Origin of the sequence: Proteus vulgaris (genome assembly GCF_011045815.1) — a bacterium.
Classification (GTDB): domain Bacteria; phylum Pseudomonadota; class Gammaproteobacteria; order Enterobacterales; family Enterobacteriaceae; genus Proteus; species Proteus vulgaris_B.
In genome coordinates, this window is the sequence record NZ_CP047344.1 from 1,142,354 (window position 1) to 1,168,309 (window position 25,956).

The window sequence follows — 25,956 nt, forward strand, 5'->3', positions numbered from 1 at the left end:
AACACTATATCAGGAAAAAGTGCTGAAAATGAAGAAGTGATAATAAAGGCATTTTTTGTGGTGTTTGAAAAATTTAAGAATTGTCTGTTTAATAAAGTAAGCATTAACCCTTAGCTAAATTGATTGAAAATTAACAGCAAAAAATGAAGCTTATTTCTGCTAGAAAAAATCCCGTACTTTTTATTTAGTACGGGATAAGAAAATCATCAGTGAATAGTGTTTACCAAGGTAATTTCTTTTCCCAATCAGAAGAAAAACCTGCGCAAGCATCTGCGATTTTTAAGTATTCCGCATAGCTTTCTGCTAATAAAATAGGTGGAATATTTTTGATAGCTAATTGATGCCTATCTAATCCGCTTTGGCGACCTTTTTCAAAAACTAACTCTAATAATGCGACAGTGACATTTTCTTCAGGTACGCAGTTACCACTAAAGTTGATAATGACACTGAGATCTAAGCCAGAAAAATATTTGTGATAACAGTTATAAAATCCAGCATCTTCTACTGATCCACGTTGATAGCCTAATTTTGTCATTGTGCTTCTTAATGTATAGGCGTCTGTTAACCAACCTTTTTTCTCTGCGAACTGGGTTTGTTTATCTTCTAATATTGGCATGTCATGTTCTAATTGGTTGAATAAAGACCTTACTTTGTAATCTTGAAAATGCGCTAACCATGTGTGTTTTTCTTTTTTATTTAAAAATACACAATGTGCTAAACGAAGAGATGAATCACTTTGTAATGTAATTTCTTCATCTTCAATATTTAATAAAGCACCATCATTTGAAGGACGAAATGTATTAATGATTTTATCATTCTTGATTTCTTGCCAAATTAATCGCTCCATTAATTTATGCATAATTGGATTAGCTTGAAGAAATTCTTGCCAGTCAGTGCTTAACCATTGACGTTGAACGCACATTGCTTCGTATAAACGTAATGTCTGTGATTCGATAATCTGCTTTAACTCTTTTTTACTTGATGTGAGGTGTTTTTTTGTCTCTTTAATTAGTGTGCTGTCCTCATTAACGCGAGGAGCTGGCAATGCTTTTATCACTTTGCCCTCGGTGTTAAATAGGACAAATTGCAGTTTGTCGTTAATTTTTGCAGTGAATGTGCGTTCACCATAATCTAAAGTCAGTACACCTGAGTCATCAAGTCCGGCAGTTGGTATGGTTCTATCTGCCAGTTCATCTTCAGTCCAATTATTGCGTTGGGCTATCTGGGTGATTAACTGTCGTGCTTTAGTTTGAATAGATGCTGCACGATAACGGCGAGAAATAGAAAGTAAAAATTGAATAATAATTGGGTCATTACTTCCACCAATAGCGTCAATCATCGCTTCTATTTGTGCTCGGCGTTCATAATGGTCACGCATATAATTTCGTAATAAAGGTACAGCAATATAGCCTTCAATTGGAAAAATAAGTCCTAACATCCCTTTTTCTTTAATTGCTGACATAGATGCTGAATAAGACACTCCTGAGCTTAAGTAAATTCTCTCTTCTGATGGCGTATCAACATCTTGAGTAATAAAGGCAATTAATAAGAATTGAGCCAGTGTTTGTTGGCTTTTCAAAGAAAGCAAATTGATATAACGGTGTAATAATGCGTTACTCGCAGGGAGCTTTAATTTTACCGCCAATACTATCCACCACTGAATAATTCTTGGTTCAACCGTTTTATTGTTTTTCCATGTCAGTTGAGGGAGGGTGTTAAAATCAAACCACGCTAAATTATCAGGAATTTTATTTTTCAAGCCAATTTCAGCTTCTGCCAATAACATTAATGGATCGAGATAATCTGATATATCTTCGCCAAAATGTTCGAGTGCAGTAATTAACAGAGTCCGAACGACTTCATCATTTTCTGTTTTTAATAAAGTGACTAAAGCGGGTACGGCATCATGATTATTGAGTTCAATTAACCAATTTATTGCAATAATTCGAGAGTTTTTTTTCTTTGAAATTAGACCTTCTTGAATAAATAAGTGAGGCTCTGGGAGTTTTTCAATAAGTTTTTGTGCATCAAAGCGATAAATTTGTGTATCACCTAAAGCCAATTGTAATATTTTAGGAACAAATTGCGATGGAATAATAGGATAGGTTTCTAGCACACGAAGGGCATTATCAAGGCTAAATTGATCGCTCTCACTACTGCCTTGATTAGGGATAAGTTTTAATGCTTCAGCAATATATTCTGGGTGTTGGTAATAAAATGGCCAGATTTGTTCCGATCGTAAGAATTCTTCTATGCCGTATTGTCCAAGGAAAAAGTCAGCAACAATACGTGAAGCATTAGGGTAATTTCGTTGGATCAGAATTTCTTCAATATGACGTAATTCGATATGTTCAAAAATATGGGCTGAACCATAATCATTAATAGTATAACTGGAAATATATTTTGACGAAGGATCGTTATCTAATGAGCGAATAAGATGAAAAAGGGTGAACTCAGGTGAGCTTGGAATGCCATTCTCATACGTAATGATCTGACAGTCAAACTTATTCAAAATACCGTTACTTGAATTAAGCTGAATAAGAATATTTTTTAAGCTACTTTCATTATATTGAGAAAGCGCATCATAATTTTCTTGAGCCTCTTTATAAACAAATGAAGAGTGTTTATTCCATTTTTTCTCCTCAATTGCTTTTTGCTTCATTTCTTTTAATAGTGCTTGATATGAGGTGATAATTATCTCATATGTACTGTCAGGTAATGGTGTGTCTTCTAATTGAATTAATGCTGATATCTCAATGGAGTAAAGATTATTTTTGTTACTAAATTGTGCTAGTTTTTTGTTTAAATTCTTTTGTGCCACGCTTATTCCATTTGCCATTTTTTATCCTTATTCATTTTTAATTTGTTGATGTTGCTCCTTTTGAGTTTATATAAATATCTCAAAATAAAAAGAACCTCTTATGGATATAAGAAGTTCTTTCGAATTTATTATTTTGTCGTTTGACGAGAAAAAGAGAGTAGCAATGAACCTAGACTGCAAATTAATAAGGTGATGGCTAGATCTTGTCCCCATCCTGCAAGTGCAAGTCCACCACCAATTAACAAATAGTAGAACAAGCCTAATAATGCCCCCGCAGTGCCTAAACGATCTTTATACTGTGCTAATGCTGTGGCTAAGATATTTGGAATAGCAATGCCATAAGCAATAACGCTCGTCATCATTGGAATAATAAAGCTAATGTGGTCACGTAAAAAATAAACACCGACAGCACTGACTAATGCAATAAAACTCGCGAGTAAAACTAATCTTCCACATTGCCAATGACGGTTTAATAGTGCTTTATTAATATAAGAGCCAACACCGACACCTATTGCTAATACAATGCCACTATATCCAAAGACGCTTGCACTATAACCTTGTTTATCAAACATAAAAGGTGCTAACTGATAATAAGCAAAAAGGCTGATATTAAAAAAGGCAATTAATAATACTGTTTTAGCAATTTGCTTATCCTTAAGCATTTTTATTGCTGTTTCTCCTAACGGAGCTGTTTTTATTGTTTCAGGGCGACTTTCAGGTAAAGCAAAAGTACTCCATAACAGTAAAATCACAGCTAGGAGAGCTAGACCACTAAATACGCCTTGGTAACCGGCATAGCTGACTAATAATGAACCACTTAACATACCTATTGCTGGACTTAATGCGATAGCGGCTCCCATAACTGAGAATACTTTTGCTAACTTATCACCACTATAAACATCACGCATAATGGTTTGTGTGCCTACTGAGCCTACCGCAGCACCAAAAGCGGAAAGCATGCGCAATCCAAGTAATACTGAAAAATCTTGTGTCATGAAAACACTAAGACAAGCAATAGCATAAATAAACAATCCAGCTAACATTGTCGGACGACGACCAATGACATCGCATAACCGACCCCATATAATGACCCCTAATGCAAACGCAAAGAAATAGAGCGAAAGTGTTTGTCCAGCCTCGTTTGCACTGACATGAAAGCCGTTTGCAATATTAGTAAGTGCTGGGCTATAAATGGTCTCTGCAATTTGTGGAAACATCATTAACGCAATTGCTAACCATAAAGAGAGTTTTTTGTTCATCTTTTTATCCTACATCCTTAAATCTTGATGAGCAGAATACAGAGATAATGAATGTCTTGTTATAAACATAAAGACATATTATATTTCAAATAGGACAAGTAATGGCTTGGCTTAATCAATACGACCACTTTGTGCCAGAAGAGCATCTTGCATCAGTTGTGGGTATTGCAGCAGAAATGGGAAAGCACGATTCAGGATTTCATTCTCATGATAGAGGGCAATTATTATTTACGCAGTCAGGATGTATGCGAATTACTTTAGCCTCTCGGGTTTCTGTTTTACCTCCCATGAGAATTGCGTGGATCCCCGCAAAGTTAGAACATCGAGTCGAAATGTATGCCTCTGTGGGATATCGCTCTGTTTATATTTCCGATAAATATCATGATAAATTTCCCAGTGAGAGTGAGATATTTACGCTTTCTCCTCTTTTGCGAGAAATTCTTGAACGTATTTCTGTGGCTGATTTTGATACACAATGGGAAGAAGGGCGTTATGCGAATCTATTAGCTGTTTTCTTTGATGAAATCACGCAGGCTCAACGACAACCCAATCATTTATTTATGCCGAAAGATAGGCGATTAAAGCGTTTATCATTTGATGATTTGCCTCCAGCATTACAAGATATGGCGAAATATGTGGGAGCGAGTGAAAAAACGATCACACGTTTATTTTATAAAGAAACAGGTTTAAGTTACCAGCAATGGCGTCAACAGTGGCGATTAATGAAAGCCATTGAATTATTAGCAACTCATCATCGTTATATAGATATTAGTCAGATATTAGGATTTGCCAGTGACAGTGCCTTTATTACATTTTTTAAGAAAATGACAGGTCAGACACCACAAGAATATTTAAAAAGCTGATTAATTTTTAGTAACTAAAATTATAAAGCCCCGATTTAAACGGGGCTTATCAAGATAAATAATTAATAGAATTCAATTATTTCTTTTTAATTTCACTTTTGAAATCGCGCTCATTATAACCAGTATAAAGCTGACGAGGTCGCGCAATTTTCAGTCCATCTTCATGCATTTCATTCCAGTGAGCAATCCAGCCAATTGTACGTGCAATCGCAAAAATAACAGTAAACATATTGGATGGAATACCTAACGCTTTAAGGATAATACCAGAGTAGAAGTCTACGTTAGGGTACAGTTTTTTCTCAATAAAGTACGGGTCGTTTAATGCGATGCGTTCTAATTCCATTGCCACTTCAAGTAAGCTGTCATTGAGATTTAATTCTTTTAACACTTCATGACAGGTTTCACGCATAACTGTTGCACGAGGATCGTAGTTCTTGTAAACACGATGACCAAAGCCCATTAAACGGAAGGAATCATTTTTGTCTTTTGCACGTTTAATGAACTCAGGAATGTGTTCAACTGTTTTGATCTCTTCTAGCATACGTAAACATGCTTCGTTCGCACCGCCATGAGCAGGTCCCCAAAGTGACGCGATACCCGCGGCGATACAGGCAAATGGGTTTGCACCTGAAGAGCCTGCGGTACGTACTGTAGATGTTGACGCGTTTTGTTCGTGATCAGCATGAAGGATGAAAATTCTATCCATAGCACGCTCAAGTACTGGATTGACAACATATTCTTCGCATGGTGTTGCAAACATCATATGCAAGAAGTTACCCGCATAAGAAAGGTCATTCTTTGGATACACAAAAGGTTGACCAATAGAATATTTGTAACACATTGCTGCCACAGTTGGCATTTTGGATAACAGGCGATAAGCCGTGATATCGCGGTGAACTGGATTACTGACATCCAATGCATCATGATAGAACGCCGCTAAAGCCCCAGTTACACCACACAACACAGCCATTGGGTGGGAGTCACGACGGAAACCATTGAACAGGCGGGTGATTTGTTCATGGATCATAGTGTGACGAGTGACAGTTGTTTTAAAATTATCGTATTGCTCTTGGGTCGGTGCTTCACCGTACAGCAGGATGTAACAAACTTCCAAGTATGTTGATTCAGTCGCTAATTGCCCGATAGGGAAACCACGGTGAAGTAAGATACCGTTATCACCATCAATAAAGGTGATTTTTGACTCACAAGAGGCGGTTGAGGTAAAGCCGGGATCATAGGTGTAATAACCTTTGGAGCCGAGAGTACGAATATCAATAACTTTGGAACCGAGTGTAGGGGATAGAACGTCCAAGTCTACAGATGTTTCATCAATCGTTAGCTTAGCTTTGTTATCAGCCATTTATAATCTCCTTAGCGCTTATATGTCTCCTAACAAAGTCGAGGGTATCTCCATAAAGAATAAAGATGCACTTCGATAGTGAAACTATAGTTGATGTAAGGTACCCAGTCGGGTTTTATTTTATGCCCGTCATATCTAGGTCTATAGTGTGTCACTTATGTTAAGGAGCTTTTGATGTTATGTTTTTTTAGGTGCTTTTTTATGCAATGCACTTAGAATTAGTACTGACAACACTTTTACATAAGTTTGAGGTTTCTGGAAGCGTGTTTGCGCACAAAAAAAACATAAACATTAAAATTATGCAGTAAATGTAATAAAAATGTTGTACGTGTGTCAAAAATGATAATCATTTTTGCATCAGATATATTAAATAGTGATCCCTCTCACTGTTCGAGGCAAATGTCTGGCACACAAGTTGTGTGGTAATTGTAATAAGTTTGTGAGGCACTTATACTGCGCGCAGGTCTCCGGAACCTTTGTTGTATGGAGAACCAGCGTAACGAATCCACAATTTTTGTAAAATAGACGGATTTAACATTTTACTTAAAATGTGCCTTTGTACCCCATTCGCTGTTTGATTTCCATCCAGGTCCGGAGGAAGGAAAAATTATAAAAGCTGTGTGGGCATAAATTGTGAAAAAACAAAGACCTGTCAATCTGGATTTACAGACGATACAGTTTCCACTCCCTGCTATCGCATCGATCTTGCATCGTGTCTCTGGGGTTATCATGTTAGTCGCAGTTGGCATTTTACTGTGGTTACTTGGCACCTCTCTCTCTTCTCCTGAAGGTTTTCAGCAAGCTGCTGAAATAATGACTGGCTTCTTCGCAAAATTTATTTTGTGGGGCATCCTGACAGCATTGGCATACCATATTTGTGGTGGTATTCGTCACATGCTAATGGACTTCGGCTTTATTGATGAAACCTTGATTGTGGGTCGCAATTCAGCGGCTGCATCTATGGTTATTACAGTAATTTTATCAATATTGGCGGGGGTATTAGTATGGTAAGTAATTCTTCTACTTTAGGCCGTACTGGCATACAGGATTGGTTATTTCTGCGTGCCTCAGCCATCATCATCGTTTTATATGTTCTTTATCTTGTGGGTTTTATTGCAACCACAGAAATTACCTATGAAGTATGGCGTGGGTTCTTTAGCTCATCCCTAACCAAAGTGTTCACCATCTTGACGTTGCTTTCTATTCTTATCCACGCGTGGATAGGCATGTGGCAAGTGTTAACGGACTATATTAAACCGCTGGCATTACGCCTGACTTTACAACTGATTATTGTTGTTGCGCTGTTGGTTTATCTTATTTATGGAACAATTGTGGTGTGGGGTGTGTAATGAATCTGCCAGTAAGAGAGTTTGATGCCGTTGTTATTGGTGCTGGTGGCGCGGGTATGCGTGCTGCTTTACAGATTTCCCAAATGGGTTTGTCTTGTGCACTAATTTCTAAAGTTTTTCCTACTCGTTCTCATACTGTTTCAGCTCAAGGCGGTATTACCGTTGCGCTAGGTAATACTCATGAGGATAACTGGGAATGGCACATGTACGATACAGTAAAAGGTTCCGATTATATCGGAGACCAAGATGCAATCGAATATATGTGTAAAACTGGCCCTGAAGCAATTTTAGAGCTGGAACATATGGGACTACCATTTTCTCGCTTAGATGATGGCCGTATTTATCAACGTCCGTTTGGTGGTCAGTCTAAGAACTTCGGTGGCGAACAAGCTGCGCGTACTGCGGCCGCTGCTGACCGTACTGGGCACGCACTATTGCATACCCTGTATCAGCAAAATTTAAAAAATCATACAACTATCTTTTCAGAGTGGTATTCACTGGATCTCGTGAAAAACCAAGATGGCGATATTGTTGGTTGTACTGCAATTTGTATCGAAACGGGTGAAGTCGTTTATTTCAAAGCTAATGCCACTATTTTAGCCACAGGTGGTGCCGGCCGTATTTATCAATCTACGACAAATGCACATATCAACACAGGTGACGGCGTTGGTATGGCGGTTCGTGCAGGTGTTCCACTGCAAGATATGGAAATGTGGCAATTCCACCCAACGGGTATTGCGGGCGCGGGTGTGTTAGTGACCGAAGGTTGTCGTGGTGAAGGCGGATATCTGTTGAATAAAGACGGTGAACGCTTTATGGAACGTTATGCACCAAACGCTAAAGACCTTGCTGGTCGTGACGTAGTGGCTCGTTCAATCATGATTGAAATTCGTGAAGGCCGTGGTTGTGATGGCCCTTGGGGTCCTCATGCGAAATTGAAACTCGACCATCTTGGTAAAGAAGTCCTTGAATCACGTTTACCAGGTATTCTTGATCTGTCTCGTACATTCGCACACGTTGATCCTATCAAAGAGCCAATTCCAGTTATTCCTACTTGTCACTATATGATGGGGGGTATTCCAACAAAAGTGACAGGCCAAGCCATTCGTGTAAATGAGAAGGGCGAAGATGTTGTTATTCCTGGACTGTTTGCTGTCGGTGAAATTGCTTGTGTATCTGTTCATGGTGCCAACCGCTTAGGCGGTAACTCACTGTTAGACCTCGTTGTATTTGGTCGTTCAGCAGGGGTTCACTTAAAAGAATCTCTGATGGAACAAGGCACGATGCGTGATGCAAGTGAGTCGGATGTTGATGCAGCATTAACACGCTTAAATCGCTGGGAAAACAATCGCTCTGGTGAAGATCCTGTTGAGATCCGTAAAGCACTGCAATCTTGTATGCAACATAACTTCTCAGTATTCCGTGAAGGCGATGCAATGGCAAAAGGCTTAGAAGAACTAAAAGTTATTCGTGAGCGCTTACAAAATGCACGACTGGATGATAATTCAAGCGAGTTTAATACTCAGCGTATTGAATGCTTAGAATTAGATAACCTGATGGAAACAGCTTATGCCACTGCGGTATCTGCAAACTTCCGTACAGAAAGCCGTGGTGCTCATAGCCGTTTCGATTTCCCAGAGCGTGATGATGCGAACTGGTTATGCCATACATTATATCAACCGCAAACCGAAACAATGACACGCCGTGAAGTCAATATGCAGCCAAAACTGCGTGAAGCCTTTCCACCAAAAGTGCGTACATATTAATTAGCGGTGTTATTGAAGTTGCGGAGACTTAAATATGAAACTTGAATTTTCGATTTATCGTTACAATCCCGACGTTGATAATGCGCCGCATATGCAAGATTACACCCTCGAAGTTCCAGAAGGGCGTGACATGATGCTATTGGATGCATTAATTCAATTAAAGGAAAAAGATCCTACCTTATCGTTCCGTCGTTCTTGTCGTGAAGGTGTTTGTGGCTCTGATGGCGTGAACATGAATGGTAAAAATGGTTTGGCTTGTATCACACCTATTTCATCTTTACAGAAAGGAAGTAAGAAAATTGTGATCAGACCGTTACCCGGTTTACCAGTAATTCGTGATTTAATAGTGGATATGACTCAGTTCTATACACAGTATGAGAAAATTCGTCCGTATTTAATTAATAATGGCAAAAATCCTCCTGCTCGTGAGAATTTACAGTCACCAGAACAACGTGAAAAGCTTGATGGACTTTACGATTGTATCCTTTGTGCTTGTTGTTCAACATCTTGCCCGTCATTCTGGTGGAATCCAGATAAGTTTATCGGGCCAGCTGGATTGTTAGCTGCATATCGTTTCTTGATTGATAGTCGCGATACAGAAACAGAATCTCGCCTTGATGATCTTAACGATGCGTTCAGCGTATTCCGTTGTCATGGCATTATGAACTGTGTCAGCGTATGTCCTAAAGGACTCAATCCAACAAAAGCGATTGGCCATATTAAGTCGATGTTGTTAAAACGTAGTGCATAAAATAATAACCGCCCTAAAATAGTTAGGGCGGTTAATGGAAAAACTAAGTTAGACGTTTGCGGTAAATAGTAAGGCACCTTTAAACACTGTTAGACAGTGCTTAAAGGTTCCTTGAGAGCTAAAGCTCCATATTTAAAGAACCTGCGAGATAGCGGGTCATGAGAGAACCTTGCAATCGACACCGTTTAATCACGGTATTAGTTATCCACGGCGAACTAAAGCTGTATAGCTTAAGGGATCATAATGCAGAACGGCGCAATGAAGGACTGGCTAGAATCAACATTTCTAGCAGGAGAGAATCAGTCTTACATAGAAGATATCTATGAAGATTACCTAACTGACCCAAACTCTGTTGACGAAAGTTGGAGAGAGATTTTTCAACAACTGCCCGCAAGTCAAGGCATAGAGCAGTCGCATTCTCAGACCCGCGACTACTTCAGACGCCTCGCAAAAGAATCCACTCGATATCATACCTCGGTAAGCGATCCGGCAACGGACTCAAAACAAGTCAAAGTTTTGCAGCTCATCAATGCCTTTCGTTTCCGTGGCCATCAAAATGCGAACCTCGACCCACTTGGTTTATGGAAACAAGAATCTGTTCCAGATTTAGATCCTGCTTTCCATAATCTGACTAAAGAAGATTTTGAAGAAACTTTCAACGTTGGTTCTTTTGCTATTGGCAAAGAAACCATGAAATTAGGTGATTTATATGAAGCACTGAAACGCATTTACTGTGGTTCAATCGGTGCTGAATATATGCATATCACTAATACTGAAGAAAAACGCTGGCTACAACAACGTTTAGAATCAGTGAATGTTGCAGACCAATTCACTAAAGAAGAAAAGTTACGCTTCCTGGCAGAGCTAACAGCAGCTGAAGGTTTAGAGCGCTATTTAGGTGCGAAATTCCCAGGTGCGAAACGCTTCTCTTTAGAAGGTGGTGATGCATTAGTACCTATGTTGAAAGATTTAATCCGTCATGCCGGTAAACAAGATACTCGTGAAGTGGTTCTCGGTATGGCACACCGCGGACGTTTAAACGTTTTGGTTAATATCCTCGGTAAAAAACCTGCTGATTTATTTGATGAATTTGCGGGTATTCATAAAGAGCATTTGGGAACTGGTGACGTTAAATATCACCAAGGTTTTTCATCCGATTTTGCAACGGAAGGGGCTCAAGTTCACTTAGCATTAGCCTTTAACCCTTCTCACTTAGAGATTGTTAGCCCAGTTGTTATCGGTTCTGTTCGTGCTCGTCGTGATCGTTTAGATGAAGCACGTAGTAATATGGTTCTTCCTATTACAATTCATGGTGATGCTGCGGTAACTGGTCAAGGTGTAGTTCAAGAAACCTTGAATATGTCGCAAGCGCGTGGTTATGAAGTTGGCGGTACAGTTCGTATCGTTATCAATAACCAAGTTGGTTTCACCACGTCAAATCCAAAAGATGCTCGTTCAACACAATACTGTACTGATATTGTGAAAATGGTTCAGGCACCAATTTTCCACGTTAATGCCGATGATCCTGAAGCCGTTGCTTTTGTAACTCGTCTGGCATTGGATTTCCGTAATACTTTTAAACGTGACGTAATGATTGATTTGGTGTGTTATCGCCGTCATGGCCATAACGAAGCGGATGAGCCAAATGCGACTCAGCCGCTGATGTATCAAAAAATCAAGAAACACCCAACACCACGTAAAATTTATGCAGATAAACTGGTTGCTCAATCACTGCTTGATGCCAATGATGTGACTGAACTGGTTAATCTCTATCGTGATGCACTAGATCGTGGTGATTGTGTTGTTGAAGAATATCGCCCAATGGGGCTGCATTCTTACACATGGGAGCCGTATTTAAATCACGAATGGAATGAAGAGTATCCACATAAAGTAGAGCAAACACGTTTACAAGATTTAGCGCGTCGTGTGAGTACTGTCCCGTCAGAAATCGTGATGCAATCTCGTGTTGAGAAAATTTACGCTGACCGTGCTGTCATGGCAGAAGGTGAGAAATTGCTCGACTGGGGTGCTGCGGAAACATTAGCGTATGCAACTTTAGTTGACCAAGGTATTACGATCCGCCTTTCTGGAGAAGATGCCGGCCGTGGTACTTTCTTCCACCGTCATGCCGTTATTCATAATCAAACTAATGGTTCTGTTTATGTTCCATTGGCTAATATTCATAATGCTCAAGGGCAATTTAATGTCTGGGACTCTGTATTAACAGAAGAAGCTGTTCTTGCATTTGAATATGGTTATGCAACAACAGAGCCTCGTGGATTGACGATTTGGGAAGCGCAATTTGGTGACTTCGCAAACGTTGCTCAAGTTGTTATCGACCAATTTATTAGCTCTGGTGAGCAAAAATGGGGTCGTATGTGTGGTTTAGTGATGCTGTTACCACACGGTTATGAAGGCCAAGGCCCTGAACACTCTTCTGCACGTTTAGAGCGTTATCTGCAACTGTGTGCAGAGCAAAATATGCAGGTTTGTGTGCCATCAACGCCAGCTCAGGTTTACCATATGTTACGCCGTCAAGCATTACGTGGTATGCGTCGCCCACTTATCGTAATGTCACCAAAATCACTGTTACGTCACCCATTAGCGGTTTCTGCATTGGATGAATTAGCCAATGGTAAATTCTTACCTGTAATTGGTGAAATGGATGATTTAAAACCGGCTGATGTAAAACGTGTTGTGATGTGTTCAGGTAAGGTTTACTACGATTTATTAGAACAACGTCGTGCTAATGAGCAAAACAACGTTGCCATTATTCGTATTGAACAACTGTACCCATTCCCACACGAAGATATCGCACAAATTCTAGCATCTTACTCCCATGTAAAAGATTTTGTTTGGTGTCAAGAAGAGCCTCTAAATCAGGGGGCTTGGTATTGCAGCCAGCATAATTTCCGTGATGCGATCCCTACGGGCGCAACATTACGTTATGCAGGACGCCCTGCATCAGCCTCTCCAGCAGTTGGTTATACCTCTGTTCATCAGGAGCAACAAAAAGCTCTGGTTGAAGACGCACTGAAAGTTGAATAAATAAGGATAGAAAATGAGTAGTGTAGACATTCTAGTACCGGATCTCCCTGAATCAGTTGCTGACGCATCGGTCGCAACTTGGCATAAAAAACCTGGTGATAGCATTCAACGCGATGAAGTGCTGGTTGAAATCGAGACAGATAAAGTTGTTTTAGAAGTTCCTGCAAGTGAAGCGGGCGTATTAGAAAGTATCCTTGAAGATGAAGGTGCTACTGTTGGTTCACGCCAGTTACTCGGACGCATTCGTTTAGGTGATAGCACCGGTATTCCTGCTGAGGTGAAACCAGCTCAAGATAGCACACCTGCACAACGTCAAAGTGCTGACATTGCTGAAAAAGGTAATAACGATGCATTAAGCCCAACAGCGCGTCGTTTAGTGGCAGAGCACGATGTTAATCCTGCTGATGTGAAAGGTAGCGGTGTAGGTGGTCGTTTAACTCGCCAAGATATCGAAGGCCATGTTGCAAATAAAACGGCAACGAAACCTGTTGAAGAAGCGCCTCAAGCGCTGTTATCTCACCGTAGTGAAAAACGTGTTCCAATGACACGTTTACGTAAACGTGTTGCAGAACGTTTATTAGAAGCGAAAAACACTACTGCAATGTTGACAACGTTTAACGAAATCAACATGCAACCAATCAAAGATTTACGTGCTCAATATGGCGAAGCTTTCGAAAAACGCCACGGTGTCCGTTTAGGCTTTATGTCTTTCTATATTAAAGCGGTTGTTGAAGCACTGAAACGCTACCCAGAAGTGAATGCTTCTATTGATGGCACAGATGTGGTTTATCACAACTATTTCGATATCAGTATTGCGGTATCAACGCCTCGTGGCCTGGTAACACCAGTATTACGTGATGCGGATGCAATGAGCATGGCGGATATTGAGAAAAATATCAAAGCATTAGCAGTAAAAGGTCGTGATGGTAAGTTGACCGTTGAAGACTTAACGGGTGGTAACTTTACTATTACAAATGGTGGTGTTTTCGGTTCATTAATGTCAACGCCTATTATCAACCCACCACAAAGTGCCATTTTAGGGATGCATGCTATTAAAGATCGCCCAATGGCCGTTGATGGTCAGGTTGTTATTCTACCAATGATGTATCTGGCTCTATCTTATGACCACCGTTTAATTGACGGTCGTGAGTCTGTCGGTTTCTTAGTAACCGTCAAAGAGATGCTAGAAGATCCAGCCCGTTTATTACTTGATGTATAGGTAATAAATACCGCTTTTAGGCAGGAGATGCTCCTCCTGCCTACTTAGCAACAGACACAAGCATCAAAGAAGTACAGTGTGTTCGTGAAGTCAGATTTCTCTGGCTTATAGTCAAAAAAATAAGAAAGCCCGACTTTCAACAAGATTATGGATAGAACATCATGAATTTACACGAGTATCAGGCAAAACAGCTTTTCACACGGTATGGATTACCAGCTCCTGCTGGTTTCGCCTGCTCCACGCCGCGCGAGGCAGAAGAAGCTGCATCAAAAATCGGTCAAGGCCCTTGGGTCGTGAAATGTCAGGTTCACGCGGGTGGACGTGGTAAAGCGGGCGGCGTAAAAGTCGTTAAATCTAAAGAAGAGATCCGCGCATTTGCTGAACAATGGTTAGGCAAACGTTTAGTGACTTATCAAACAGACGCTAACGGTCAGCCTGTTACACAGATTTTGGTTGAAGCTGCAACAGATATCGCTAAAGAGCTTTATCTTGGTGCGGTTATTGACCGTGGTACCCGTCGCGTTGTCTTTATGGCTTCAACTGAAGGCGGCGTAGAAATTGAAAAAGTAGCGGAAGAAACGCCAGAACTTATTCATCGCGCAATTATTGATCCACTGACAGGCCCAATGCCTTATCAGGGAAGAGAACTGGCTTTTAAACTAGGTTTAAAAGGTAAGCAAGTCAGTCAATTTGCTAAGATCTTTATGGGATTAGCTACTATCTTCTTAGAGCGTGATCTTGCGCTAATTGAAATTAACCCTTTAGTTATCACTAAAGAAGATGATCTGATTTGTCTAGATGGCAAATTAGGCGTAGATAGCAATGCATTATATCGTCAGCCTGAAATGCGTGAACTGCACGATCCATCGCAAGAAGATCCGCGAGAAGCGCAAGCTGCACAATGGGAACTGAACTACGTTGCATTAGATGGCAATATTGGTTGCATGGTTAATGGTGCTGGTTTAGCAATGGGTACTATGGATATTGTTAAACTTCACGGTGGCGAACCAGCTAACTTCCTCGATGTGGGTGGTGGTGCAACAAAAGAGCGTGTAACAGAAGCATTTAAAATTATTTTGTCAGATGAAAATGTCAGTGCTGTATTAGTCAACATTTTCGGCGGTATTGTTCGTTGTGACTTAATCGCAGACGGTATTATTGGCGCAGTTGAAGAAGTTGGCGTTAATGTTCCTGTGGTTGTTCGTCTTGAAGGAAACAATGCAGAGTTAGGCACCAAGAAATTAGCGGATAGTGGATTAAATATTATCGCAGCTAAAAGCTTAACTGATGCCGCGAAACAAGTTGTTGCAGCAGCGGAGGCAAAATAATGTCTATTTTAATCGATAAAAACACCAAAGTAATTTGCCAAGGTTTTACTGGTAGCCAAGGAACATTCCACTCTGAGCAAGCAATTGCTTATGGTACACAAATGGTTGGAGGTGTTACGCCAGGTAAAGGTGGCACTACGCATTTAGGACTTCCAGTATTTAATACTGTACGCGAAGCTGTTGAGGCAACGGGTGCAACTGCGACAGTTATTTATGTACCTGCGCCATTTTGTAAAGATTCAATCTTAGAAGCGATTGAGGCAGGTATTAAACTCATCATTACTATTACAGAAGGTATCCCTACTTTGGATATGCTAACAGTAAAAGTAAAATTAGATGAAGCAGGCGTACGTATGATTGGCCCTAACTGCCCAGGTGTAATCACTCCGGGTGAATGTAAGATTGGCATTATGCCTGGCCATATTCATTTACCAGGCAAAGTTGGCATTGTATCTCGATCAGGTACATTAACTTATGAAGCAGTTAAACAGACAACAGATGTTGGTTTAGGCCAATCAACGTGTGTTGGTATTGGTGGTGACCCAATCCCTGGTTCTAACTTTATTGATATTCTGAAGCTATTCCAAGAAGATCCACAAACAGAAGCAATTGTAATGATCGGTGAAATTGGTGGTACAGCAGAAGAAGAAGCCGCTGCTTATATCAAAGATCATGTGACTAAACCAGTTGTAGGTTACATCGCTGGTGTGACAGCCCCTAAAGGTAAACGTATGGGACATGCGGGAGCTATTATTGCAGGCGGTAAAGGCACAGCAGATGAGAAATTTGCTGCTCTTGAAGCTGCGGGTGTTAAAACTGTGCGTAGCTTGGCCGATATTGGTGAAGCTATTAAATCAATGATCAAGTAAGTAACGATACTGTTAATAATTTCAGATTGATACTATCTTAAGTGCCAGTTTCTTAATAGGAAGCTGGCATTTTTTATATCTAGCTTTATTTAAATATTTATATCCATATTGAGTATTATGATTAACATATCAAATATCTATATGAGTTAACGCTAATTGTTTGTTTTAAGTTGATTTTTTAAATTTTGATCTCTATGCGTAATCGCTCTTTTTTCTTTTTCTAAGTTTTTTGCATAAACTGAAAATAACGATAAATATTGTTTGTATCCATTCTTCTTTGTTAAAAATAATATTTTAAATGCATGTTTTTAGATGGGAAATGGACTAGAAAAAGAAAATAAATAGTTATTTTATGTTGTGAACATCATGCTCTTTTCTATAAACATCGTAACAATAGTCCCTAAATTTCCGCTTCAACATCGCTGTAAGGCAGGTTTTTACTGCGAAGATGTTTTTTTAAACATGTTAATGGATAAGTGAAAAGGAGGGCTGGTAAAGAAGCTTGTCTGAGAAAATATTCTTTTATTGTGATAGGGCATCAAAAAGGGGATTAAAGCTGAAACTAGGCTCTTTTATACCTATCAAGTGTAATGATGAAACACTTATGATTGTTGTAAGAAACGTTCTACAAAAAATAATAAAATACAATAAAGAAAGATTTTTTCCTTTTTCATTTAGCTGAGTTGGTGTTTTTTATTTCATTGATTTAAAAGACTATTTTTAACTTTATTGAATTGTTGATTTATATTTTAGATATATAATATAAATTAATTACAGTTTACTTATCTGAAATAAAAAACAAAATAAGCAGTCATTAATATTAAAAATAGACAATCACTATTAGATTTTATTTTTATTTTTATTTTTATTTGACGAATTAACTAGATGTCATTTTCTGTATTTACACTTTTGTAAATTTCAACTTATTAATTAATAGATTATTTTTTTTAAATATTTATTTTTTACCTGCAAAAAAATGATTTTGATATTAAAATTAATAAAACACAACTAAAAGTGTTTATTTTTAGGGCTTTTATGAAAATAAAAAGTTAATTTTATTATGGAAAATATAAGGAGATAAATTACACTTAAAAATAAAAACAACATTGCATTAACACAATAGTAACTATTGGGTAATTTATTCGCAACTAGTTAACATTAAAGTGTTTTTTTGATGTGGGTCAAGTTATTAATTGTGGCAAAATTTTCTGAATATGCTTAAATTGGCACACGATCAAATATGCTGTTACAAACCTAAAAGTCGTATTGTTGACCTAAGCTCAGAATTCAAATCTGGGTCACGCAAAATATATTTATTATATGTAAATATAAGCGTACTATTTGTAAGGTATTGTGTTTTTGGTCTTTAATATTCGTTGTTGTTTTTAGAGGCATTTATTGTTGGTAGTTATGAGGCTTTATAATTTAATAAAGTCGGGTTGCCGCAAGTCGGTGTCTTCCTGCTAGGAGCAAGGAGTCAAGATGTTTGATATTGTCGAACTGTCACGGTTACAGTTTGCCTTAACAGCGATGTATCACTTCCTGTTTGTCCCGTTAACGTTAGGTATGGCGTTTATGCTGGCAATCATGGAAACGATATATGTTCTGTCGGGTAAACAAGTTTACAAAGATATGACAAAGTTCTGGGGTAAGTTATTCGGTATTAACTTTGCTCTGGGTGTCGCAACTGGATTGACCATGGAGTTCCAATTTGGTACTAACTGGTCATATTTCTCTCATTACGTCGGTGATATCTTCGGTGCGCCTTTAGCAATCGAAGGTTTAATGGCGTTCTTCTTAGAATCAACATTCGTCGGATTGTTCTTCTTTGGCTGGGATCGTTTAGGTAAGAAGCAGCACTTGATGGTAACTTGGTTAGTTGCTTTCGGTTCTAACTTCTCTGCGCTGTGGATCCTTGTTGCGAATGGTTGGATGCAAAACCCTGTTGCTGCAGACTTCAACTTTGAAACCATGCGAATGGAAATGTTGAGTTTTGCTGATCTGGTTTTAAACCCAGTCGCTCAAGTTAAATTTGTTCACACAGTTGCAGCTGGTTATACAACTGGTGCTTTCTTTGTTCTGGGTATCAGCTCTTACTACCTGCTCAAAGGCCGTGATATTGGTTTTGCAAAACGTTCTTTTGCAGTTGCGGCAACTTTTGGTATTGCTGCTGTTTTATCTGTTATCGTATTAGGTGATGAATCTGGTTACGAAATGGGTGACGTACAAAAAACGAAGCTGGCTGCAATTGAAGGTGAATGGCATACAGAAGCAGCGCCTGCTGCATTTAATCTGATTGCATTCCCTAATCAAGAAAAAATGGAAAACTCGTTTGCATTACAAATACCTTATGTCATGGGTATTATCGCAACGCGTTCTTTCGATACACCAGTATTAGGTCTTAATGATCTGATGAGTCAGCATGAAGTTCGTATTCGTAACGGTATGAAAGCTTACGAATTATTGAGTGAACTGCGTTCAGGTAATACTGATCCTGCGATTCGTGCTGCATTTAATGACGCTAAACAAGATTTAGGCTATGGCTTATTACTGAAGCGTTATACTGAAAATGTCGTTGATGCAACAGAAGATCAAATCAAAGCTGCTGCAAAAGACACTATTCCTAACGTCGCACCACTATTCTGGTCATTCCGTATCATGGTTGCCTCAGGCTTCCTGATGTTACTGATTGTTGCGATTTCCTTCTGGACTGTTCTGTCAAACCGTATTGGCAAATATACATGGCTACTGCGTGCTGCCCTATATAGTATTCCATTACCATGGATTGCAATTGAAGCAGGTTGGTTTGTTGCAGAATATGGACGTCAACCATGGGCAATTGGTGAAATTCTGCCTACGGCGGTGGCAACTTCTTCATTGACAGAGGCAGATATCCTAGTATCTATGGGTCTTATCTGTGGTCTGTATACATTGTTCCTAGTTGCTGAAATGTTCCTGATGTTCAAATTTGGTCGCCTTGGGCCGAGTAGCCTGAAGACGGGTCGCTATCACTTTGAACAGAAGAACGCTTCTTCTGCACAAAGTAAGTAACACAGGAGTCCACTATGTTTGATTATGAAGTATTGCGATTTGTTTGGTGGCTACTGATTGGTATCTTACTGATTGGCTTTGCAGTCACTGATGGTTTTGATATGGGTGTCGGTGTGTTACTACGCGTTATCGCGAAAGATGACACTGAACGCCGTATTTTGATTAACTCTGTTGCACCTCACTGGGATGGTAACCAAGTTTGGTTAATCACCGCCGGTGGTGCATTATTCGCTGCATGGCCAATGGTTTATGCTGCGGCATTCTCTGGTTTCTATTTTGGTATGATTTTCGTACTGGCGGCATTATTCTTCCGTCCTGTAGGTTTTGACTACCGTTCTAAACTAGAATCTCCGAAATGGCGTGGTATGTGGGATTGGGGTATCTTTATTGGTAGCTTCGTTCCACCATTAGTTATCGGTGTTGCTTTTGGTAACCTGCTACAAGGTGTTCCATTAGAAGTCGATAGCATGCAACGTGTTTCTTATAACGGTACAACTAACGCGTTAATCAACCTACTGTACCTATTAAACCCATACGGTTTATTAGCTGGTGTGATTAGCTTAATGATGATTGTTGCACATGGTGCAAGTTATCTTCAAATGCGTACCACTGGTGAGTTACATGAACGTACTCGTAAAGCTACTTACATCACCTCTTTAATCACGTTCATTGGTTTTGCTGTTGCGGGCGTATGGTTAATCTATGGTATTGATGGCTTTATCATAACAAGTGCAATTGATACAGCAGGTCCTTCATCTCCACTACTGAAAACTGTTTCTCATGAAGCAGGTGCTTGGATGACTAACTACAACAATTATCCAGTATTGTGGGCATTGCCTGCATTAGGTCTGTTATCTCCTTTACTGGCGATTGTTGCAACTAAAGCAAATAAAGGTGGTTGGGCATTCCTGTTCACTTCACTGACTATTGCTTGTGTTATCCTAACTTGTGGTGTGACTATGTTCCCATTTGTGATGCCTTCAAGTACGTTCCCAGATGTGAGCTTAACAATGTGGGATGCAACTTCTAGCTTGTTTACTCTGCAAGTCATGACAGTTGTTGCGATTATCTTTGTACCTATCGTTCTCCTTTACACTATCTGGTGTTACTGGAAAATGCATGGTCGCCTCGATAAGAAATTTATCGAAGGTAATAATCATACTCTTTACTAAGGAGCATAGAGAATGTGGTATTTTGCATGGCTTCTCGGCACACTCTTCGCTTGTAGTATTGCGGTGATCGCAGGACTGGCTTACGAGCATGCTGAAGCGAAAAAAACTTCAGAAAGTGAAGAATAATGTTGGACAAAAGTTACCAACTACTAGACAAGGGCCCTATTAGGGCTCTTGTTTTAATCATGGCGTTGGTGATGGCATTTTGTGTTATGTGGGATCCTAGCCGATTTGCGGCGAACACCAGTTCATTGGCAATTTGGCAAGGTATCCTTCTTATTTGGTCGGTTTGTGCAGGGGCGACTTTTGGCCTAGCATTTCGTCCTAAACATGTAATTGCAAAATGTTTATTGCACCCAATCCCTGCAATTATTGTTTTAGTTGTAGGGCTAAGTTATTTCTTCTTTTAAAAAATACCTTATTTCTGCTCATTATATGAAAAAGAAATAAGGTATTTTCTTATCTAAGGATCCTATCAATATTATCTATCTTTTTGTTTTTATAAGTGAATATTCTCTTTTAAGTAATCAATAAATAAACGTGCTTTTCTGGGGATGTGTTCACTATAAGGAAAAATAATATTCACGGACTGCGTTAACAATGAGTATTCAGGAAACAGTACGACTAATCGGCCTTCTAATAATTCTTGATGAATATACCAATGTGGCAAAATAGTCATCCCAGAATGTGCAAGAGCCATCTTTTTTAATGCGGCAATAGTATTAGTTTCAAAATAGGCATCTTGCGCTAATTGAGAGAGCAGGGCACTAAACTGTGCAGAAGTTGATAGTTTACTTTGACGTAAATTACTGTTTGCTAAATAGGGAATAGCACTTAAGTCGTTGATGGTTTTTATCGAGAATTTCTGCAACAAATCAGGTGAAATAACTAAACTTATCTCGTAATTAGCCAATTTGGTTGAGCGATAATTACTGTCTTTTAATGTACCTAAACGAATAGCTAAATCTAACTTATGATTTATTAAATCCTCAATGGAAGAATTAAAGGTGTACTGTACTTTCAACTTTGAGTGTAATTGCATAAATTGACTAAGTAACGGTAAAATATAATATTCACCAAATTCAGCCGTTGAACTTAATCGCAACGATCCCTGTAGTTCTTGCTGACCCAATCTGGCTTTATCTAATGTTTGCTCTAACTGAATTAACACTTGGCGGAAATCTTGATAAAGCATCTCGCCAGTCTCTGTCAGCGTAAATCGACGAGTATTACGATTGAGTAATGAGACATTTAACTCTGTTTCTAATGCTTTGATATGAATACTCACCATTGATTTACTCAAGCGCAAATATTTCGCCGCTTGAGTAAATGATCCGGTATCAACAACAGCAATAAAAGAGCGAATTCGATCAATTTGATTTTGCATGATTGTTTACTCTGATTAAACAATAAGTTCTATTTTGTCAGATAGACGAAATTCGTCAATCTTCCGTACTCTATGCACGGAGGATTTTTATGACTTACCGCTATCAAATTGCAGCTATATTTCTACTCGGTTTCTTTATAGATTGTATTAATATTTTTATGTCAGCAATTGCATTGCCTGCACTCGCTGATGATATGCAAATTTCCATTGTTTCAGTGACTTGGGTTTCAAATAGCTATATCTTGGGGTTGACGTTAATCATTCCATTAAGTCATTGGTTATCACAGCGTTTTGGAATTAGAGCATTGATGGTGACATCGATGTTGATGTTTAGTTTGTCTGTGGCGCTAGTGGGAAGCTCAGATTCATTTAGTGAACTTATTTTGTGGCGTTTTATTCAAGGTGTTAGTGGTGGATTATTGATCCCAATTGGACAAGCGCTAACTTTTCAATATTTTCAAGGACATGAAAGAAGCAAAATATCTACGATCATTATGGCGATAGCTTTAATCGCTCCTGCAATATCGCCTACATTAGGTGGATTTATTGTTGATATGGCTTCTTGGCGTTGGGTGTTTTATAGCAATATTCCTTTCTCATTGCTAACTGCATTTTTAGCCTTTATTTGGGTAAAAGAGCCATTACCTAAAGAAAATACTACACCGGATATTAAAGGTATCATTCTTATTAGTTTGCTCATTGTATCAGGGTTGTTTGCTCTATCGGCTTATGGTGAGTATCACTCAACATTACTTGCATTAGTCATAGCGGTATTATCGGTATGTTTTGCAGTACTTTATTATTACCATTATCGACGCCATACATCTCCAGTTATTAATTTAGCACTATTAAAAAATAGAAACTTATCGATCTCTATTTTTATTTATTATTGTATTCCTGGTGTTTTTACTGGTGTAAATATTCTTGCGATTTTTTATTTACAACAATATTTAAAATTTACTGCTCAAGGCACAGGTGTTTTCATGTTGTTATATGCACTTGGGGCTTTTATTTCAATGACAATAAGTGGCGTGTTATATAATAAATTGGGCATGAAACGTTTATTTGTTTTTGCTCTATTATTACATAGTGCAGGTATTGCTTTATTAATATTTGTAAATAGTAATACTGATATACTTTTATTAATTATTGCTTATCTAGTTATCGGAATTGGTGGCGGGATTGGTGCTAATACTGCGCAAACAACGGCTTTATATGATTTTAACTCACAGAAATTAGTTCAAGCCAGTGTTATTTGGAATATTAATAGACAGGTCGTTTTTAGTGTCGGAGCAACCGTTGTTGCTATGTTATTTAATATTTTTTCTCTTTTTTGCTTACCACAAATCGCTTATAACATGACATTTTTAATATGCGCTTTAATTGGCATATTGCCTCTCACACTATTATTTACACTAAAGAAAAAAAGTATTGCACAGGAAATAAAAGATGAAAATTAATACCGATTTTATTATAGAAAGCATTAAATCTTTGCATGATGAGATTGAAGCTGTTTTTACACAGTTTCCACTTTCTGTTGATGCAATAACTAAGATAGAAAATCTTTTATCTAGTGAATTTTCGATGGTTGGGATCAACGGAAAAGCAGTGAGTTATGATGATGTTATTGTGATGTTCAGAGAAAATGCAGGGAAAAGAAGAGGTCTGAAAATAAAAACGGATGATTATAAAATAATTTATCAATCAGATTGTTTGGCGATTGTCAGATATCAAGAAATACACAGTGAAAATAAGAAAATTCTTATGCGAGAATCAGTGGCGTTATTGAGACGCAATTCTCATGAAATGAGTTGGCAGTGGCACTACCTCCATGAGACACCAATCATCAATAATTAGTTGATTTATATAAAAAACCGGTTTTAAAACTGGTTTTTTTATGCCATTAAAAATAATACTAATAAATAAGACAATCTATGAATTTCTAATTAGCAAGCATTTTTATGCTGTCTTAATGAAAATATTTTTTCTATTCAGAGCGCAAAGCATATTGCGTGTTGCAAAGAAGAGTTTATGATTGGCGCCTGAAAACTGTGTTTTCTATTCTTTACGTTACTATGATTCCCTTAGAGCTACCTCTTAAGTATAGTTAAGTGACTTATAGCTTAATTATTTATGGACTTAACTCGGAAAATGTAAGGAAGATATTATGCAGTTTCTTTGGCCTGTTCGTGTTTATTATGAAGATACTGATGCCGGTGGTGTAGTCTATCATGCCAGCTATCTAAAATATTTTGAACGCGCCCGAACAGAACTACTCAGAGAAAAAGGTTTTCATCAGCATGATTTACGGGAGTATGATCATGTTGTATTTGTTGTACGTAAATTATCAATAGAATATATTGCACCAGCTCGACTTGATGAGCTTTTACAAGTAGAAAGTGAAATTACCACATTACGTGGTGCATCAATGACATTTTCTCAAAAGCTTATTAATCAAGATGGTTATGTTTTGTGTAGCGCAGATGTGCTTGTTGTCTGCGTAGATTCATTAAAAATGAAGCCTGTAGCGCTTCCTAAGTCCATTATCGCGGAGTTTAAGTAGTGGCTGACATGAATGTTATCGATCTCTTTCTAAAAGCAGGGCTTTTAGTTAAGTTGATCATGTTGATTTTAATCGGATTTTCTATTGCATCTTGGGCGATTATTATTCAGCGAACTAAAGTTCTGAATGCCGCTGATCGTGAAGCTGCAGATTTTGAAGATAAATTCTGGTCAGGTACTGACTTGGCTCGTTTATATAAAGATAGCCAAGCTCGTCGTGATGAGTTATCAGGCTCAGAGCAAATTTTTCATTCCGGTTTTAAAGAGTTTGCACGTTTACATCAAGCAAGCGTTCATGCCCCTGATGCAGTTGTAAATGGTGCATCAAGAGCAATGCGAGTCTCTTTCAATCGTGAATTAGAATCACTAGAAACTCACATTCCGTTCCTTGGTACTGTTGGTTCTATCAGCCCATATATTGGCCTGTTTGGTACAGTATGGGGGATTATGCATGCATTTATTGCATTAGGTAGTGTTAAACAAGCAACATTACAAATGGTCGCACCCGGCATTGCTGAAGCATTGATTGCAACAGCTATCGGTTTATTTGCGGCGATCCCCGCAGTTATGGCTTATAACCGGTTTACGCAGCGTGTAACTAAACTGGAACAAAGTTACGATAACTTTATGGAAGAGTTCCTGACGATTTTACATCGCCAAGCTTTTGCCTCAGCAGAAAAGAAATAGTTAACGCAGAAGGAGATAGCTGATGGCACGAGGTCGCAGTAACCGCCGAGGCGTAAAATCAGAGATTAACATTGTTCCTTTGCTTGACGTATTGTTAGTGCTTTTGCTTATTTTTATGGCAACAGCGCCTATCATTTCGCAAAGTGTTGAAGTTGATCTTCCTGAAGCAACAGATACACAAACTGTTTCAACCAGTGATAATCCCCCGGTGATTGTCGAGGTTGCAGGAATTGGGCAATATAATATTCGTGTTGATCAAGAAGTATTAGAATTATTGCCTCAAGAACAGATTATGGCTGAAGCTAAACGACAATTGGAAAAAAATCCGAAAGTTATATTTCTGATTGGCGGTGCTAAAGATGTTCCTTATGATGAGATAATTAAAGCGCTCAACATGTTACGTCAAGCAGGTGTTAAATCTGTAGGTTTAATGACTCAGCCTATGTAATAGGTTGAAATAAGTT

22 protein-coding genes are annotated in these 25,956 nt (G+C 38.7%); 18 read left to right on the forward strand and 4 right to left on the reverse strand.

Annotated features, from left to right (window positions below):
• Positions 1–220 precede the first annotated feature (220 nt).
• Entirely contained in the window at positions 221–2,839 is a 2,619-nt protein-coding gene (locus tag GTH24_RS05275) for a DUF4132 domain-containing protein (RefSeq protein WP_164526033.1), read from the reverse strand.
• Positions 2,840–2,949: 110 nt separating this feature from the next.
• Positions 2,950–4,080, reverse strand: a complete 1,131-nt coding sequence (locus tag GTH24_RS05280; protein WP_164526034.1) for a multidrug effflux MFS transporter — start codon at positions 4,078–4,080, stop codon at positions 2,950–2,952.
• Positions 4,081–4,181: 101 nt separating this feature from the next.
• Between GTH24_RS05280 and GTH24_RS05285 the strand changes: the two genes are divergently transcribed.
• A complete protein-coding gene (locus GTH24_RS05285) occupies positions 4,182–4,943 on the forward strand; it encodes an AraC family transcriptional regulator (RefSeq protein WP_072070207.1) in 762 nt (253 codons plus the stop codon).
• Positions 4,944–5,019: 76 nt separating this feature from the next.
• Here the strand turns inward: GTH24_RS05285 and GTH24_RS05290 are convergent, their stop codons facing one another.
• Positions 5,020–6,303, reverse strand: coding sequence for a citrate synthase (locus GTH24_RS05290; protein ID WP_109410016.1), 1,284 nt, complete (start codon positions 6,301–6,303; stop codon positions 5,020–5,022).
• Positions 6,304–6,933: 630 nt separating this feature from the next.
• On the opposite strand from GTH24_RS05290, the gene sdhC reads away from it, so the two are divergent.
• From sdhC to ybgE, 12 genes are all read left to right on the forward strand, one after another.
• On the forward strand, positions 6,934–7,314 hold the full coding sequence (sdhC, locus tag GTH24_RS05295; protein WP_129586864.1) for a succinate dehydrogenase cytochrome b556 subunit: 381 nt from the start codon (positions 6,934–6,936) through the stop codon (positions 7,312–7,314).
• Complete coding sequence (gene sdhD / locus GTH24_RS05300; RefSeq protein WP_006537664.1) at positions 7,308–7,652, forward strand: succinate dehydrogenase membrane anchor subunit; 345 nt, start codon at positions 7,308–7,310, stop codon at positions 7,650–7,652. Before sdhC ends, sdhD begins: the two co-directional genes overlap by 7 nt.
• A complete protein-coding gene (sdhA, locus tag GTH24_RS05305) occupies positions 7,652–9,418 on the forward strand; it encodes a succinate dehydrogenase flavoprotein subunit (protein WP_072070206.1) in 1,767 nt (588 codons plus the stop codon). The genes sdhD and sdhA overlap by 1 nt, the downstream gene beginning before the upstream one ends.
• Positions 9,419–9,452: 34 nt before the next feature.
• On the forward strand, positions 9,453–10,169 hold the full coding sequence (locus GTH24_RS05310; RefSeq protein ID WP_006537662.1) for a succinate dehydrogenase iron-sulfur subunit: 717 nt from the start codon (positions 9,453–9,455) through the stop codon (positions 10,167–10,169).
• 243 nt (positions 10,170–10,412) lie between these two features.
• Complete coding sequence (sucA, locus tag GTH24_RS05315) at positions 10,413–13,217, forward strand: 2-oxoglutarate dehydrogenase E1 component (RefSeq protein ID WP_072070205.1); 2,805 nt, start codon at positions 10,413–10,415, stop codon at positions 13,215–13,217.
• Between the two features lie 13 nt (positions 13,218–13,230).
• Positions 13,231–14,436, forward strand: coding sequence for a 2-oxoglutarate dehydrogenase complex dihydrolipoyllysine-residue succinyltransferase (gene odhB, locus GTH24_RS05320; protein ID WP_115350853.1), 1,206 nt, complete (start codon positions 13,231–13,233; stop codon positions 14,434–14,436).
• A 161-nt stretch (positions 14,437–14,597) separates the two neighbouring features.
• Positions 14,598–15,764 (forward strand): ADP-forming succinate--CoA ligase subunit beta, encoded by a 1,167-nt coding sequence (gene sucC, locus GTH24_RS05325; protein WP_072070203.1) that lies wholly within the window; start codon positions 14,598–14,600, stop codon positions 15,762–15,764.
• The gene (sucD, locus tag GTH24_RS05330) at positions 15,764–16,633 is read left to right on the forward strand and encodes a succinate--CoA ligase subunit alpha (protein ID WP_072070202.1); all 870 of its coding nucleotides are present in this window, start codon (positions 15,764–15,766) and stop codon (positions 16,631–16,633) included. The genes sucC and sucD overlap by 1 nt, the downstream gene beginning before the upstream one ends.
• 1,482 nt (positions 16,634–18,115) lie before the next feature.
• Positions 18,116–19,684, forward strand: coding sequence for a cytochrome ubiquinol oxidase subunit I (gene cydA, locus GTH24_RS05335; RefSeq protein ID WP_072070597.1), 1,569 nt, complete (start codon positions 18,116–18,118; stop codon positions 19,682–19,684).
• A gap of 14 nt (positions 19,685–19,698) precedes the next feature.
• The gene (gene cydB / locus GTH24_RS05340) at positions 19,699–20,856 is read left to right on the forward strand and encodes a cytochrome d ubiquinol oxidase subunit II (RefSeq protein WP_115350854.1); all 1,158 of its coding nucleotides are present in this window, start codon (positions 19,699–19,701) and stop codon (positions 20,854–20,856) included.
• Between the two features lie 12 nt (positions 20,857–20,868).
• Entirely contained in the window at positions 20,869–20,982 is a 114-nt protein-coding gene (gene cydX, locus GTH24_RS05345) for a cytochrome bd-I oxidase subunit CydX (RefSeq protein WP_004244425.1), read from the forward strand.
• The gene (gene ybgE / locus GTH24_RS05350) at positions 20,982–21,266 is read left to right on the forward strand and encodes a cyd operon protein YbgE (protein WP_072070595.1); all 285 of its coding nucleotides are present in this window, start codon (positions 20,982–20,984) and stop codon (positions 21,264–21,266) included. The genes cydX and ybgE overlap by 1 nt, the downstream gene beginning before the upstream one ends.
• 89 nt (positions 21,267–21,355) lie before the next feature.
• On the opposite strand, the gene GTH24_RS05355 is transcribed toward ybgE, so the two are convergent.
• Positions 21,356–22,243 (reverse strand): LysR family transcriptional regulator, encoded by an 888-nt coding sequence (locus GTH24_RS05355; protein WP_072070594.1) that lies wholly within the window; start codon positions 22,241–22,243, stop codon positions 21,356–21,358.
• 89 nt (positions 22,244–22,332) lie between these two features.
• Here GTH24_RS05355 and GTH24_RS05360 point away from each other — a divergent pair, with 89 nt between their 5' ends.
• From GTH24_RS05360 to tolR, 5 genes are all read left to right on the forward strand, one after another.
• On the forward strand, positions 22,333–23,703 hold the full coding sequence (locus GTH24_RS05360) for an MFS transporter (protein ID WP_164526035.1): 1,371 nt from the start codon (positions 22,333–22,335) through the stop codon (positions 23,701–23,703).
• Positions 23,693–24,100, forward strand: a complete 408-nt coding sequence (locus GTH24_RS05365) for a hypothetical protein (RefSeq protein WP_072070592.1) — start codon at positions 23,693–23,695, stop codon at positions 24,098–24,100. The genes GTH24_RS05360 and GTH24_RS05365 overlap by 11 nt, the downstream gene beginning before the upstream one ends.
• Before the next feature lie 310 nt (positions 24,101–24,410).
• Positions 24,411–24,806: a tol-pal system-associated acyl-CoA thioesterase gene (gene ybgC / locus GTH24_RS05370; protein ID WP_072070591.1), complete on the forward strand. Its 396-nt coding sequence runs from the start codon at positions 24,411–24,413 to the stop codon at positions 24,804–24,806.
• On the forward strand, positions 24,806–25,492 hold the full coding sequence (tolQ, locus tag GTH24_RS05375; RefSeq protein WP_072070590.1) for a Tol-Pal system protein TolQ: 687 nt from the start codon (positions 24,806–24,808) through the stop codon (positions 25,490–25,492). Before ybgC ends, tolQ begins: the two co-directional genes overlap by 1 nt.
• Positions 25,493–25,514: 22 nt before the next feature.
• Positions 25,515–25,940 (forward strand): colicin uptake protein TolR, encoded by a 426-nt coding sequence (gene tolR / locus GTH24_RS05380; RefSeq protein WP_072070589.1) that lies wholly within the window; start codon positions 25,515–25,517, stop codon positions 25,938–25,940.
• Positions 25,941–25,956 lie beyond the last annotated feature (16 nt).